We start from the raw sequence: 13,277 nt of genomic DNA on the forward strand, positions 1-13,277 counted from the left end.
GTTCGAATCTCGTCGTCCGCTCCAAAATAAAAAGGCAGCTCTCCGGAGCTGCTTTTTTTATGTCCGGATTCGGCCAATACTCGATTCATTAATGGAAGTAACCGATACCCCTCAGAAGAAGTCGCTTTATCTAATGTGATTCGGCTCGCATAATGCACTGCGAGCTCATCACCGTTCCACGCCAACCGGCAGGAGTACCCCCATGAACCAACTGACGGCTTCCAAGTCCGTCCTGCGGCGCAAGCCCATCGACGATATCGAGGAAGAAAACAAACACAGCGGACTTTTTAAGAGCCTTGGCCTCTGGCAACTGACCGCCATAGGCGTCGGCGGAATTATCGGCGTCGGCATCTTCTCGCTCGCCGGCCTGGTAGCCCATGGCAGCGAGAGCAACCCGGGCGTTGGCCCTGCAGTGCTCATCTCGTTCCTGATCGCCGGCCTCGCTTCCGGCGCAGCAGCCTTGTCCTACGCAGAATTTGCCGGCATGATCCCCCGTGCCGGATCTGCCTACACCTACGGCTATGTGGCCTTGGGAGAGATCATCGGCTGGTTCATCGGCTGGGATCTCCTGCTTGAATACATCGCGATCGTGGCTGTGGTGGCCATCGGCATTTCCGGCTACTTCGATGCTTTCCTTTCCGGCATCGGCATTCACATGCCCACGTGGATGACGTCAACCGCTGATGAGGGCAAGGGCGGCATCATCAACCTGCCCGCCATCGTCGTCTGCCTCCTGGTCACCTGGATCCTGAGCCGCGGTACAAAGGCGTTCGGGCGGTTTGAACTCGTAGCAGTCGCCATCAAGGTCATCCTGATCCTGTTCATCATCGGCTTGGGCATTTTCTACATCAACACCGAGAACTACAACCCGTTCATGCCCAGCGGTTTCGGACCCGTGCTGGCCGGTGCCGCGACCGTCTTCTTCGCCGTCTTCGGCTATGACGCCATGAGCACCGCGGCCGAAGAAGCGAAGGATGGCAAGAAGCACATGCCCAAGGCCATCATCCTGTCCCTCATCGTGGCCATGCTGCTTTACGTTGCCGCGACACTGGTGCTCACGGGCATGCAGAACTACAAGGACATAGACCCCACTGCCGGCTTCGCTTCCGCATTCACCGGCGTCGGCTTGCCCGTCATTGCCACCATCATTTCGGTGTTCGCGGTCCTGTCCATCCTCACAGTGATGCTCACCTTCCTCCTGGGCGTTACCCGAGTGTGGTTCTCCATGAGCCGCGACGGCCTTCTCCCGGGCTGGTTTGCCAAGACTGACCGGCACGGCACTCCGCAGCGCGTCACCTGGATCGCAGGCGTCGCCTCAGCGTTTCTCGCCGGCGTCTTCCCCATCAAGGAAGTTGCCGACCTCACCAACATCGGCATTCTGGCTGCCTTCGTGGTGGTCTGCATTTCAGTGATCGTTTTCCGCTACACCAAGCCCAACGCTCCGCGGACGTTCCGTTTGCCGTTCATGCCGGTTGTCCCCGCGTTCGGTGTCCTGGCATCGGCTTTCCTGATGGTCCAGCTCCACTGGGAAACCTGGGTGCGGTTCGGGGCCTGGCTGGTCATCGGCCTGATCATCTACTTCGCTTACGGACGCAGGCACTCCCTCATGAACCCGGACAGTCCGCGGCACAAGGTCGAAAGTAAGCCCTCGGCGTAGTTGTCCACAGGCCTGACGAAGAACCCTTGGCACCGGTGGAGAACTGGTGTTAGGGTCGGACGCGGAGGAGCGAACTGGCTCCGTGATGGAAGGGAGGTGCCCGTGGGTTTAATTGACGACCTGAAGGGCAAGGCTCAGGGTCTCATTCAAGGCAACGAAGAAGCCATCAAGAATGGCATCGACAAGGCCGGGGATTTTGTGGACCAGAAGACGGGCGGCAAGTACGCCGGCCACGTCGACAAAGTCCAGAATGCCGCCTCCGACTTCGTGGCCAAGAACGACGGTCAGCCTGAACAGGCTCCCGTCACGGATGAGCCGAAGCAGCCGTAGCTGCCTGAGCCGCCGTACCAGATACGTCAAGGGGGCACCGGTCCCGCCGCGAGGCGCCACCGGTGCCCTTGGCGTTTAACGGGTATCCTGCCGGACCGGCGTGCCGGTTGCGTCAGGTACCTTGGACGTTATGCCTTCAGCTTCCACCCGTGCCGTTCAAAACCGCGCCGCCAAGGACACGCCGGGCCCGCCCATCACGGCAGGTATTGTCACCGCCCTTGTGGGTTTCACCTCGTCATTCGCTGTTGTCCTTGCAGGTTTGAAGGCTGTGGGGGCGAATCAGGCACAGGCATCCAGCGGCCTGCTGGCACTCACCCTCACCTTTGGTCTGGGCATCCTGTGGTTGTCATGGCGGACCCGGATGCCTGTGACACTCGCGTGGTCTACCCCGGGGGCGGCGCTGCTCGCCTCCGCTGGAATGGTCGACGGCGGCTGGCCGGCCGCCGTCGGGGCCTTCCTGATCGTCGGGGTGCTGATCGTCCTGACGGGCCTGCTTCCCGTCCTGGGAAGCATCATGGCAAAGATACCCACGGCACTGGCATAGGCGATGCTCGCCGGAGTGCTCCTCCCCTTGTGCCTTGCGCCCTTCAAATCACTGGGATCGGCTCCCCTGTTCATCGCACCGGTGGTGCTGTGCTGGGTGGTCCTGATGAAGTTCGCACCGCGTTGGTCGGTTCCGGCATCACTGCTGGTCGCGTTGGCCGTCATAGGGATCCACGTTGTGTCCAACGGCGTTACCATCCCAGCGGGCAATCTCCTGCCGAGGCTGGAGTGGACCACCCCCGCCTTCACTTTGGAGGCAGCGGTGGGGCTGGCACTGCCGTTGTTCATCGTCACCATGGCGTCGCAGAACATTCCCGGCGTCGCGGTCCTGAAGTCATTCGGGTACACCACCCCCTGGCGCCCTTCGATGCTGGTAACCGGAGCTGGAACCATTGCGGGAGCACCGTTTGGAGGCCACGCGATAAACCTGGCTGCACTCAGCGCAGCATTGGCCGCGGGTGAGGAGGCGGGCAAGGACCATGGCAGGCGCTGGATCGCGGCCTTAGTCTCAGGTTTTGCCTACCTGATCCTGGCCGCTGTCTCGGCAGCGCTGGTCACCTTGGTGGCGGCAGCCCCGTCCGGACTTCTCGAGGCCGTGGCCGGGCTCGCGCTGCTGGGGACGCTGGCCTCCTCCATCTCCTCTGCACTGGCGGTGGCCGAGGAGCGTATTCCCGCCTGCATCACCTTCCTGCTGGCAGCATCAGGCCTGAGCTTCGCCGGCGTCGGCGCAGCTTTCTGGGCGCTGGCAGGCGGCATCCTGGTTCGGTGGATACTGAAGAGCCGGGAGCCGCTTCAGCAGGCCTAAGGCTGGCAGGAAACCCGAATCAGGCAGGCTCGTGGTTTTGGGCCTCGCGCGCCAGGGCCGTCAGCCTGGACACAGCGCGGAAGTACTTCTTCATGTAGCCACCGGTCATCATCTCTTCGGTAAAGAGCTGATCGAAAGGCACGCCGCTGGCCAGGATCGGCACATCTTTGTCATAAAGCCGGTCCGCCAGAACCACGAAGCGAAGGGCCACAGCCTGCTCGGTGATGGTCTCAACGTCGCTCCACACCACGGCTTCCACGCCCGAAATGAGCTGCCTGTAACGGCTGGGGTGGACGGCCGCCAGGTGGTTGACGAGAGTGCGGAAATCATCCACAGCCACGGTCTTCCCGTCGAATTCAGCACGCATGCGGTGCTTGAGCTCTTCGGTCTTGAGCGGCGCGGGAGCTGCGGGCAAACCTCGGTGGCGGAAGTCCTCGCCGTCGATCCTGACGACGTCGAACTGGTCCGCGAGGACCTGTATTTCACGCTGGAAGTCCACCGCAGCGAAGCGCCCTTCGCCCAAGGAACCGGGCAGGGTGTTGGACGTGGCGGCGAGCTTTACACCGGCGTCGGCGAGTTCACGCATGAGCCGTGACATGAGCACGGTGTCGCCCGGATCATCAAGTTCGAATTCGTCGATGCACACCAGCTTGTAGCTGCTCAGGGCTTCCACGGTCTTTCGGAAGGACAGCGCGCCCACGAGGTTGGTGTATTCCACAAACGTACCGAAGGCTTTGGGCCCCGGTGACCTGTGCCAGAGCGAAGCCAGGAGGTGGGTCTTGCCCACGCCAAAGCCTCCATCGAGGTAGATTCCAGCCCTCGTTGCCGGCGCCTTCTTGGCGAACAACTTCTTGAACAGACCGCCACCGTCATCGGATCCCACGCCATCGGCGAATCCGGAGAGAAGCTTGACGGCGTTTGCCTGGCTCGGCTGGGAAGGATCCGGCCGGTAACTGTCGAACGATACCTCTCCGAATCGCGGAGACGGGTAGAAACCCTTGAGGAGTTCCTCCACGGAGACTGCCGGTGTGCGGGCAGCCAGTTGTTCGATCTTTACCACGGTGGTCCGTTCCTTCGGTTTTAGGTCCCCAGCAAGAATACCGGCATCGGACACTCGGAAACCGTCACGTGACCAAGCCCATGTTTCACCGTATGACCGCAGGGAAGCATTCCTCGCTGCCCGTGGTTAGTGTTGGAGCACGCCCGGCCGGCACTTGAACCACCTTCCACGGCCTGGCTCCGACCGTTGTCAGTGAAAGGCCATCACCATGTCCTACCCAGTTGAACAGAACGAAAAGTTCGCATCGTATGCGAACCCTGAACGCCTTGTGTCCACTGAGTGGCTCGCGGCAGCCCTTGCAGACGGCGCCATCGCCGACGGCAAGCTTGTGGTTGTTGAGTCCGACGAAGACGTTCTTCTCTATGAGACCGGCCACATCCCGGGCGCCGTCAAGATCGACTGGCACACCGACCTGAATGACGAGGTCACCCGCGACTACGTCGATGGTGCCGCTTTTGCTGCCCTGGCGGCCTCCAAGGGCATCTCCCGCGACAGCACCGTGGTCATCTACGGTGACAAGTCCAACTGGTGGGCTGCCTACGCACTGTGGGTCTTCACGCTGTTCGGCCACGAGGATGTCCGCCTCCTCGATGGCGGTCGCGACAAGTGGATCGCAGAAGGACGCGAGTTGACCACCGACGCCTCACAGCCTGCAGTGGGCGATTACCCGGAGGTGGAGCGCAACGATGCTCCCATCCGCGCCTTCAAGGAAGACGTGCTGGCGCACCTGGGCAACCCCCTCATCGATGTCCGCTCTCCTGAGGAATACACGGGACAGCGCACGCACATGCCGGCCTACCCGGAAGAGGGCGCCTTGCGTGGCGGCCACATTCCTACCGCCGCATCCATCCCGTGGGCACGTGCCGCGGCTGAAGACGGCACCTACCGGAGCCGCGAAGAGCTCGAAGCTTTGTATCTGGGCGAGGCCGGCCTGGAGCCCGGCGATGACGTGGTTGCGTACTGCCGCATCGGCGAACGTTCCAGCCACACCTGGTTCGCGCTGAAGTACCTGCTGGGCTTCGACACCGTCCGCAATTACGACGGCTCCTGGACCGAGTGGGGCAATGCCGTGCGGGTCCCCATCGTCAAGGGTGCCGAACGCGGCTCTGTTCCTGCCTCCCTCGTCAGCAACTAGAACAGGCGCAAAGGCATCCGTAGTGTTCGGCCACACAGGATGCATTGACTCCTGAAGTGCGTAAGCTGGATGTGATGAGTACGAACACTTTGCCCACCGCGCTGGCGGAAATCGTCGATGACTTCCAGGCACTGACGGAGCCTGACCGCCTGCAACTCCTGCTTGAGTTCTCCAGGGGTTTGCCGGAGCTTCCGGAGCGCTTGAAGGACCACCCCGAACTGCTGGAACAGGTTGTGGAGTGCCAGTCGCCGTTGTTTCTCACTATTGAGTCCGAGAAAAATTCCGACGGCGGCGCCCGCGCCTACCGGCTCTTCTTCAAAGCTCCCCAGGAGGCCCCTACAACCCGGGGCTTCGCCGGGGTCCTGCACGAGGGCCTGGATGGTTTGACCGCTGAGGAGATCCTTGCCGTGCCCGACGATATGCCGGAGTTGCTTGGCCTTACCAGGGCCATCACTCCCCTGCGCATGCGGGGAATGACCGCCATGCTCGGCCGTATCAAACGGAAAGTCGCAGCCGCCAGCCGGCTGGAACACTGACCGTTTGAAAAACTGAAGGGCACAAGCACAGCGCATGGCCAAGAAGACGGCTTCACAAGGAACGCCGGCTACTGCAGTACTTGCAGCGGCCGGCGTTCCCTTCGTGCTGCACCCCTACGTCCACGATCCGGGGACGGCAAGTTATGGCCTGGAGGCCGCTGAAGTCCTTGGCATCGAGCCCGAACGGGTTTTCAAGACCCTCATGGTGGAGGTGGAAGGCCGCTTGGCAGTGGCTATCGTCCCGGTGTCCGGGAACCTCGACCTGAAGTCCGTTGCCGCCGCCCTCGGGGCCAAGAAGGCCGCCATGGCAGATCCCAAGGCCGCTGAACGGCGCACGGGATATGTGCTGGGAGGAATATCCCCGCTGGGGCAGCGGCAGACCTCCCCCACAGTCCTTGACGTGTCGGCCTTGGACTTCGCTACCGTCCTTGTCTCCGGAGGTCGCCGTGGACTGGACATCGAACTCGCTCCGGCCGACCTCATCCGGCTCACGGAGGCCAAGACGGCTCCCATCGGCACAGCATCAAGCATCAAGGGCTGACCCCAACCGCCCAAGGCTTCCAACCCTGCTTCGCTGTCATCCCTGCTGCACTGTCATCCCTGCTGCACTGTCAACCTTGCTGAACCGCGGGGGCACCAGCTTGTCCAGGGTTGTTCCGTGGAGCCAGTTGCTTCTGCAGCCACGCGCGGACCAGTCGCTCCCACCGTTCGGGATCTACATTCCACTCTTTGGTATGCCGGGCGCCGTCGAACGGCTCGAACGTCACCATCTCAGGGTTCTTTTCAGCGAGACTGGCTGAGGGCCCGAAGGGCACGTAGTCGTCATCCACGCTGTGAATCAGCAGGGTGGGGGTTCGCAGCTCAACGGCACGCGTTTCCCAGTCCATTGCCTTCAGGTCCACTGGCGCAGATAGTCCGGTCAACCTGCGCCCCAGCGGATGGCTCAACATCATTTGCCCGTATCGGCCCACGTTGTAGGGAATTCTGTTCATCTCGGCGTGGTGGGCCATGACATTGACCCAGTTGATGACGGGGGCATCGAGCACCAAGGCCCTGATGACGTGGCGGTGCTTGGACAGGTCCGCTGTTTGGAGGCTGATTGCTCCTCCCATGGACCAGCCGAACAAGACTATTTCCTGGGCACCCTGGTCCAGAGCGTATTCGATCGCCGCCTCAACATCGCGCCATTCCGTGGACCCCAAGCCGTAGCGCCCATCCGGCGCGGAGGGGGCCAGTCCGTCGTTGCGGTAGGAGATCAGCAGGCTGTCCATTCCAAGCCCGCGTGCTGTGCGGACGGCGCGAAGACCTTCCAGCCGCGTGGCTCCGCGACCATGGACCATGATGGCCCAGACAGGCGCCGCGGCCGATGCTTCGGCGCGGATCAGCCAAGCAGGTGCCTTCCCGCCGTCGATCTCTATGTCCACGTCCTCGGCCGCAAGGCCAATGGCGGCGGGATCAGGGTAAGTTGCTCCGCTCCACCATGCTCGACGCGCCTCCGATAGATTGCCGCTGTAGACTTCCTCAACCTCGCGGAGCACAGTTTGTTCCGCAGGCGAATAGGAAACTATTCGGCCAATCCTTGCGTGTCCCTTTCCACCGGAGAAGAAGAGGCTGAAGACGCCGTCGATAATGCTGTCAGGGGTGGCCGCCAGGATTACCTGCGGTCCCTTGTCACCCTGGATCACGGCAAGGACCTCCTGGTCCTCGTGCCGGGCGGCAGGGGTGATGACGCGGCGGGCAAAATAGACGGCGAGCGCCGAGGACCCTGCCCCTACCAGGCCGGCCACCGTGCCGCCCGCCAGGAAGCCGGCGATGGCCCATTTGGTGCGGAGGGAGAGTTTGGTGTCTGCAGCGTCGCTCGCTGGCGGGGTAGTCGATGCCATGGTTCCATTGTTGCTGTTCTCCGACGGTGACTGGTGCAGGCGTGGTCCGCGCGGCGCATTGACGCGCGAAGGTTGACGCACGAATCAAGGCGCAAAAGCCTGCGGTCTGCGGTTCGCCGGGACTACGCTGTAGCCATGAGTGATCCCATCGTCATCCTGACTGAAGAGCCCCTCGGCCCCGACGACCGCGTTAACATCGCCAAACTGCTCGACGGCGGTGATGCGCCCCTTATTGTTCTGGTTCCCGCCAATACTGAACGACACCTCCTGGTGGATTTCCTGGAGAATTTGTCGTTGCTTGATATCGCCAAGGCTTTCCGGGAGCTCACTGCACAGCATCCTGACCCGGAGACAGAGCGCGCGGAGGCCTCAGAGACGCTGGCTGCATCGTTGGCGGCGTTGGCTGGTTTGGGTGGAGGCGTCACGGGGGAAGTCGTCGACGGCGGTGCCGTGGCCGGCTTGGTGGCGAAGGTCCGGGCAGTGGATGCAGCCCAGGCTGTGGTGATTACCCGGCCACATGCCATTGCGGACACCTTCCATACTGACTGGGCCAATAAAGCACAGGATCAGCTGGGGCTGCCGGTCCTGCACCTGTACGCGGGTTCGGGATTTATCGGCGACTCGTGAGCGTTGCAATGGATATGAACACTCCTGACAACAGCAGCAACACAACTTCCGTGCCAGTGGAAAAGAGCGATGCCCAGTGGCGCGAAGAGCTAACGCCGGAGGAATACCGCGTGCTTCGGCAGGCGGGAACCGAGCGGCCGTACACAGGCGAGTACTGGGACACCCACACGGAAGGCGTCTATCAGTGTCGCGCCTGCGGCAGCCGGTTGTTCACGAGCCGGGAGAAGTTCGATTCCCATTGTGGTTGGCCGTCGTTCTGGGCACCGCTGGCTGAAGGCACGGTCCGGTATCTTCATGACCGCACCATGGGAATGGATCGCGTGGAAGTCCGCTGCGCCAATTGCGATTCCCACTTGGGGCACGTGTTCGAGGGCGAGGGCTATGGCACGCCTACAGACCAGCGGTTTTGCATTAACTCCGTTTCGCTGCGTCTGGTGACCGCGGAAGAGAGTTAGGCACTCGGGCAGGCCGGTGTTAGGCCGGCCTGCCCGTTACTCCGTTGCTACGTGAGCGTTCCTTGCAAAGTGGGCTCTTCATATGGCGGGGCTGAACCTCAACCCTTCTGCAACCATTGAATGACCAAGAGTTTCTTACGCTCAGGGCATTCTTGGATTAGCAAAGCTTTTTGCTTGCTACGCTCGGCCCAGAAGCAATCACTTACTTCGAAAGGCCGAGCTCCATGACCACCATCACCACCGCCGTCCTCCCGCGAGTCACCGCTGACAACGCCGAGTGGATGTCCCTGAAAGCTGCAGCCACCGCCCTGCAAGCACATCAGGAACAGGACGGTTCCATCACCGATTCTGCTGCTCACACCGAAGCGGCCCGATTGGTTGGCACCGTGACCGACGCCATCACCGCCCTGGCACCGCATTTCCCCCACGACGCCCGCTACCTGGAACTCCTTGTGGAAGACTTCGACCGGTGGGTCCACAATGGTTTCGGCGTGCCGGACTTCCTGGATTCCCTCCAGGCGTTCCAGCCCCAGGAGCAGCGCATCGACGGCCTCCAGCACCTGGTGGTTTTCCCCATGTACACGCAGAACGGCAGCACCAACCGGCTGGTCGAAGCTGTCCTGATTGAGGTTATTTGGCCGGAGTTCATCGGCGGCCTTGAAGCCGGCGAGTACTCCAATAAGCTTTTCGTCCCCATCCGCTTCGTGGATTTCACTCCGGGTTACGACACCAACTCGGCCGTGCTCTTCCCCGAGACGGTGGCCGTCCGCGAGACTCCCACCTTCACGTGGGGTGCCATCTTCGCCGACCGCGAAGCCGCCCGGTTCCGCCGCGTCCTCAAGGCAGCCGCCGCAACTACGTCATTGGAACTTCCTGAGGACGCAGCACAACTGATCGAGGACCAGGAACTGACCCAACGCACCTTTGTCATGTGGGACCTGATCCACGACCGCACCCACATGCGCGGAGACCTTCCCTTCGACCCCTTCATGATCAAGCAGCGCATGCCGTTCTTCCTGTACTCGCTGGAGGAACTGCGTTGCGACCTGACCGCGTTCCGCGAGTCCGTACGCATTGAAAAAGACGAAGAAGCTGATCCCGATGCCCGCAAGCACGCAAAGCTCGTCCAGTACGCCGTGATCTTTGACCGGATCTTCCGTTTCGCTATCACCGGAAGCCGCGTCCGCAACTACGACGGGCTGGGCGGCCAGCTCCTGTTTGCATGGATGCACCAGCACCACGTGCTCCACTGGACGGACAGCAAGCTCTCCATCGACTGGGACGAAGCTGCCTCGGTTGTGGTGGAACTCGGCGCCAAAATCGAAGAGTTGTACTGGCGCTCGATCGACCGCCCGAAGGCTGCCCACTGGCTTGCCGCATACGAGCTCATCTCGAGCACTGTGACTCCCCACCCGGCATCGGTTTGGGCCAAGGGCCCTGAGGCCCTGCCTTTGGACGGTCCGCCCCGCGGCCTCACAGACCAAGTGCTGGACGACGAGTTCCCCTTGTCCATGTTCTACGAAGCACTGGAGAAGAAGATGCGCCCGGTCATCGAGTCCACCACAGGCATCACGGGCTCGACGGCGGCCTGATGACCACACTGACAATCCTTGTGACCGGCGGAAGCAGCGCTTCGGGCATCGCCGTGACACGTGCGTTGGGGGCCGCCGGTCACAAGGTGCTCACTGTGGGTTCGGACGATGTCCGGATCAAAGCAGCCGCGTCTGATGCGGGCTATGGGGCAACACCCCTGGTATCGGATCTCGCCAGCCTGGATTCGGTACGGGAACTTGCAGCCACCGTCCGCGCCCTCGGCATCGAGGGCATCGACGGCGTGATCCACTTGGTGGGCGGTTGGCGGGGCGCCAAGGGCATTGAAGACCAAACGGATGAGGACTGGGACTCCATGGAACGTAGCGCCCTCACCACGCTCCGCAACGTGTCCAGGGTCTTCTACAGCCAGGTTGAAGCATCTCCCCAAGGCCGGTTTGCCATGGTGTCCTCAACCGCCGCAGCTGCTCCAACGGCTGCCGCCGCCAGCTACGCGGCTGCAAAAGCGGCTGCGGAGGCCTGGACCCTCGCAGTAGCCGACGGTTTCCATCGGGCGCAATCCGGCAGCGCCGGAAAAAAGGATGCGCCCACCGAGCAGGGCAGTACCGAACAGAGCAGTATCGAACAGGGCAGTACCCAACAACACAGCGCGGCAGTGATTTTCGTGGTCAAAGCCCTCGTGGATCCAGCCATGCGGGAGGCGCATCCCGAAAGGCGATTCCCAGGCTTCACGGACGTCGAAGAATTGGCAGCTGCCGCCGTCGGACTCTTTGAACAACCGGCCGCCGCCCTCAACGGCCAGCGCATCCTGCTGGCCAAATAGAAACCTGACGGCCAAATAGACTTGAAAGCGTGAATGAACAAGTGACGAGCACAACAGAGGCGATCCACAGCGCCACGGCGACCCCGGACGCCGGTCAACTGCATAACCCTGCGGTGCGGGGCTTTGCATCAGACAACTATTCCGGCGTGCACCCGGAGATCCTCGCAGCCTTGGCCACCGCCAACGGCGGGCACCAGGTGTCCTACGGTGAGGATGTCTACACAGCACGGCTGCAGGAAGTACTGGAGCAGCAATTCGGGTCTGGCATCGAGACCTTCCCGGTCTTCAACGGCACTGGCGCCAACGTCCTTGCACTGCAATCCCTTCTCCCCCGGTGGGGAGCGGTGATCTGCGCGTCCACAGCACACATCAATATGGATGAGAACGGCGCACCGGAGCGGGTGGGCGGCATCAAGCTCCTGCAGGTTCCCACCGAGGACGGGAAACTCACCCCCGAGCTGATCGACCGGGAGGCCTGGGGCTGGGGTGATGAGCACCGAGCCCAGCCGCTGGTGGTTTCCATCACCCAAACCACCGAGCTCGGCACCTGCTATACGCCGGAGGAAGTGCGGGCCATCGCCGACCACGCCCATGCCAAGGGCATGAAGCTCCACATGGACGGCGCCCGGCTGGCGAACGCCGCCGCCCACCTGGACGTTCCCCTCCGCGCATTCACCCGCGACGCCGGCGTGGACATCCTGTCCTTCGGCGGCACCAAAAATGGCCTTCTTTTTGGTGAAGTGGTGGTGGCCCTGAACCCGCAGGCAGCTGACGGCCTGAAGTTCCTCCGCAAGATGAACATGCAACTCGCTTCGAAAATGCGCTTCATCTCGGCACAGTTCATTGCCTTGCTTGAGGATGGCCTGTGGCTGCGTTCCGCCGCCCACGCCAACGCCATGGCCGCCCGCCTGAGATCGGCAGTTGAAGGAATCGATGGCGTCGAGCCGACGCAGGCAACCCAGTCCAACGGCGTCTTCGCCATCCTTCCCGAAGGCGTGGCGGACAAGCTGCGCAAATCCTTCGCCTTCTACGACTGGGATGCCGCCCGCCGCGAGGTGCGGTGGATGTGTTCGTTCGACACCACGGAGGAAGACATCGATACCTTCGTGGCGGCGATTAAGCGCGAACTGGCCTAACGCATAACACATGCAACCCGGGGCGGCGAGCCTGCACAGATTCGCTGCCCCGGACGCATAATCTGCGATGGTGAACGCCCTCGCACAGGTTCCCTCGGAATTTCTCTTCGCCTTGGGATCGCTACGTAAAGCACAATGCCGCAGCGAACTGCGGCTGGACGAAATCCCCGCTCCTGCCCGCTTGGCTCCCTACGCAGTTGCCTTGGGAGCTGAAGTTTTCAGCCCCACCGCGGCAACCCGCCAGGTTCCGGTCCACGGACCTGCGGCCAAAGCCTTCGCCGCGAACCAAGGCAATACTGCCTCAAGTGAAGAGGACGACGAACTGGCCACGGGCCGCTTTATCCTCCTCTATGACCCCGACGGTTCCGCCGTCTGGGAAGGGGAGTTCCGAATCGTCACCTACATCCGGGCGCAAATGGACGCCGAGATGGGGAACGACTCCATGCTCGGCTCCGTTGCCTGGACCTGGCTCGTGGACGCCCTGGAGAACCATGCCGCGCCCTATCGTGCCGCCGGTGGCACGGCCACGAGGATCCTTTCCGAAAGCTTCGGCACCCTGGCTGAACGTCCGGACACCATAGACATTGAACTCCGCGCGTCCTGGACTCCGGCAAGCCGGGACGTCCAAGCCCACCTCGAGGCTTGGTCCGACATGGTCTGTACCTTCGCCGGCCTGCCACCCCTGCCGCCTGGCGTCACCGGATTACCCAACAGGAGGCTTAATTGACTGTGAAGA

General features: G+C 62.2%; 13 protein-coding genes and 1 pseudogene. 12 read left to right on the forward strand and 2 right to left on the reverse strand.

The features are described from left to right. Positions 1–202 precede the first annotated feature (202 nt). The 3 genes and pseudogenes from ACLRGI_RS17270 (at position 203) to ACLRGI_RS17280 (ending at position 3,335) form a co-directional block, all read left to right on the forward strand. Positions 203–1,657 (forward strand): amino acid permease, encoded by a 1,455-nt coding sequence (locus tag ACLRGI_RS17270; protein WP_419202793.1) that lies wholly within the window; start codon positions 203–205, stop codon positions 1,655–1,657. 96 nt (positions 1,658–1,753) lie between these two features. Next, positions 1,754–1,987, forward strand: coding sequence for an antitoxin (locus tag ACLRGI_RS17275; RefSeq protein ID WP_419202794.1), 234 nt, complete (start codon positions 1,754–1,756; stop codon positions 1,985–1,987). Positions 1,988–2,117: 130 nt separating this feature from the next. After that, a pseudogene (locus tag ACLRGI_RS17280) lies at positions 2,118–3,335 on the forward strand (benzoate/H(+) symporter BenE family transporter). A 19-nt stretch (positions 3,336–3,354) separates the two neighbouring features. Here ACLRGI_RS17280 and zapE read toward each other — a convergent pair. Continuing rightward, the gene (zapE, locus tag ACLRGI_RS17285) at positions 3,355–4,395 is read right to left on the reverse strand and encodes a cell division protein ZapE (protein ID WP_026005515.1); all 1,041 of its coding nucleotides are present in this window, start codon (positions 4,393–4,395) and stop codon (positions 3,355–3,357) included. A 208-nt stretch (positions 4,396–4,603) separates the two neighbouring features. Here zapE and ACLRGI_RS17290 point away from each other — a divergent pair, with 208 nt between their 5' ends. The 3 genes from ACLRGI_RS17290 to ybaK all read left to right on the forward strand — a co-directional run bounded on the left by ACLRGI_RS17290 (position 4,604) and on the right by ybaK (position 6,607). Then, positions 4,604–5,530, forward strand: a complete 927-nt coding sequence (locus ACLRGI_RS17290) for a sulfurtransferase (RefSeq protein ID WP_419202795.1) — start codon at positions 4,604–4,606, stop codon at positions 5,528–5,530. A gap of 74 nt (positions 5,531–5,604) precedes the next feature. Next, on the forward strand, positions 5,605–6,066 hold the full coding sequence (locus ACLRGI_RS17295) for a SufE family protein (protein ID WP_419202796.1): 462 nt from the start codon (positions 5,605–5,607) through the stop codon (positions 6,064–6,066). Between the two features lie 34 nt (positions 6,067–6,100). Continuing rightward, positions 6,101–6,607, forward strand: coding sequence for a Cys-tRNA(Pro) deacylase (gene ybaK, locus ACLRGI_RS17300; RefSeq protein WP_419202797.1), 507 nt, complete (start codon positions 6,101–6,103; stop codon positions 6,605–6,607). A gap of 70 nt (positions 6,608–6,677) precedes the next feature. Here the strand turns inward: ybaK and ACLRGI_RS17305 are convergent, their stop codons facing one another. Beyond that, positions 6,678–7,949 carry an alpha/beta hydrolase family protein gene (locus tag ACLRGI_RS17305; protein ID WP_419202798.1) on the reverse strand — a complete coding sequence of 424 codons (1,272 nt, stop codon included), beginning with the start codon at positions 7,947–7,949 and terminating at the stop codon, positions 6,678–6,680. A 135-nt stretch (positions 7,950–8,084) separates the two neighbouring features. On the opposite strand from ACLRGI_RS17305, the gene ACLRGI_RS17310 reads away from it, so the two are divergent. From ACLRGI_RS17310 to ACLRGI_RS17335, 6 genes are all read left to right on the forward strand, one after another. Continuing rightward, positions 8,085–8,576 carry a hypothetical protein gene (locus ACLRGI_RS17310; protein ID WP_419202799.1) on the forward strand — a complete coding sequence of 164 codons (492 nt, stop codon included), beginning with the start codon at positions 8,085–8,087 and terminating at the stop codon, positions 8,574–8,576. Between the two features lie 14 nt (positions 8,577–8,590). Next, positions 8,591–9,031: a peptide-methionine (R)-S-oxide reductase MsrB gene (msrB, locus tag ACLRGI_RS17315; protein ID WP_419202800.1), complete on the forward strand. Its 441-nt coding sequence runs from the start codon at positions 8,591–8,593 to the stop codon at positions 9,029–9,031. Positions 9,032–9,255: 224 nt separating this feature from the next. Beyond that, entirely contained in the window at positions 9,256–10,623 is a 1,368-nt protein-coding gene (locus ACLRGI_RS17320; RefSeq protein ID WP_419202801.1) for a DUF6421 family protein, read from the forward strand. Next, a complete protein-coding gene (locus tag ACLRGI_RS17325; RefSeq protein WP_419202802.1) occupies positions 10,623–11,405 on the forward strand; it encodes an SDR family oxidoreductase in 783 nt (260 codons plus the stop codon). The genes ACLRGI_RS17320 and ACLRGI_RS17325 overlap by 1 nt, the downstream gene beginning before the upstream one ends. Before the next feature lie 29 nt (positions 11,406–11,434). Beyond that, positions 11,435–12,541, forward strand: coding sequence for a threonine aldolase family protein (locus ACLRGI_RS17330; RefSeq protein ID WP_419202803.1), 1,107 nt, complete (start codon positions 11,435–11,437; stop codon positions 12,539–12,541). Positions 12,542–12,608: 67 nt separating this feature from the next. Beyond that, positions 12,609–13,268, forward strand: a complete 660-nt coding sequence (locus ACLRGI_RS17335; protein ID WP_419202804.1) for a DUF3000 domain-containing protein — start codon at positions 12,609–12,611, stop codon at positions 13,266–13,268. The last annotated feature ends 9 nt before the right edge of the window (positions 13,269–13,277 follow it).

Origin of the sequence: Paenarthrobacter sp. PPS72, assembly GCF_048537125.1 — a bacterium.
Taxonomy (GTDB): Bacteria; Actinomycetota; Actinomycetes; order Actinomycetales; family Micrococcaceae; genus Arthrobacter; species Arthrobacter nitroguajacolicus_E.

Excerpts from the sequence above, each read along its gene's own strand:
- ACLRGI_RS17335 (WP_419202804.1), top strand. The coding sequence starts at position 12,609 with ATGGTGAACGCCCTCGCACAGGTTCCCTCGGAATTTCTCTTCGCCTTG.
- ACLRGI_RS17290 (WP_419202795.1), top strand. The coding sequence starts at position 4,604 with ATGTCCTACCCAGTTGAACAGAACGAAAAGTTCGCATCGTATGCGAAC.
- ACLRGI_RS17295 (WP_419202796.1), top strand. The coding sequence starts at position 5,605 with ATGAGTACGAACACTTTGCCCACCGCGCTGGCGGAAATCGTCGATGAC.
- ACLRGI_RS17305 (WP_419202798.1), bottom strand. The coding sequence starts at position 7,949 with ATGGCATCGACTACCCCGCCAGCGAGCGACGCTGCAGACACCAAACTC.
- msrB (WP_419202800.1), top strand. The coding sequence starts at position 8,591 with ATGAACACTCCTGACAACAGCAGCAACACAACTTCCGTGCCAGTGGAA.
- ACLRGI_RS17310 (WP_419202799.1), top strand. The coding sequence starts at position 8,085 with ATGAGTGATCCCATCGTCATCCTGACTGAAGAGCCCCTCGGCCCCGAC.
- ACLRGI_RS17325 (WP_419202802.1), top strand. The coding sequence starts at position 10,623 with ATGACCACACTGACAATCCTTGTGACCGGCGGAAGCAGCGCTTCGGGC.
- ACLRGI_RS17270 (WP_419202793.1), top strand. The coding sequence starts at position 203 with ATGAACCAACTGACGGCTTCCAAGTCCGTCCTGCGGCGCAAGCCCATC.
- ACLRGI_RS17320 (WP_419202801.1), top strand. The coding sequence starts at position 9,256 with ATGACCACCATCACCACCGCCGTCCTCCCGCGAGTCACCGCTGACAAC.
- ybaK (WP_419202797.1), top strand. The coding sequence starts at position 6,101 with ATGGCCAAGAAGACGGCTTCACAAGGAACGCCGGCTACTGCAGTACTT.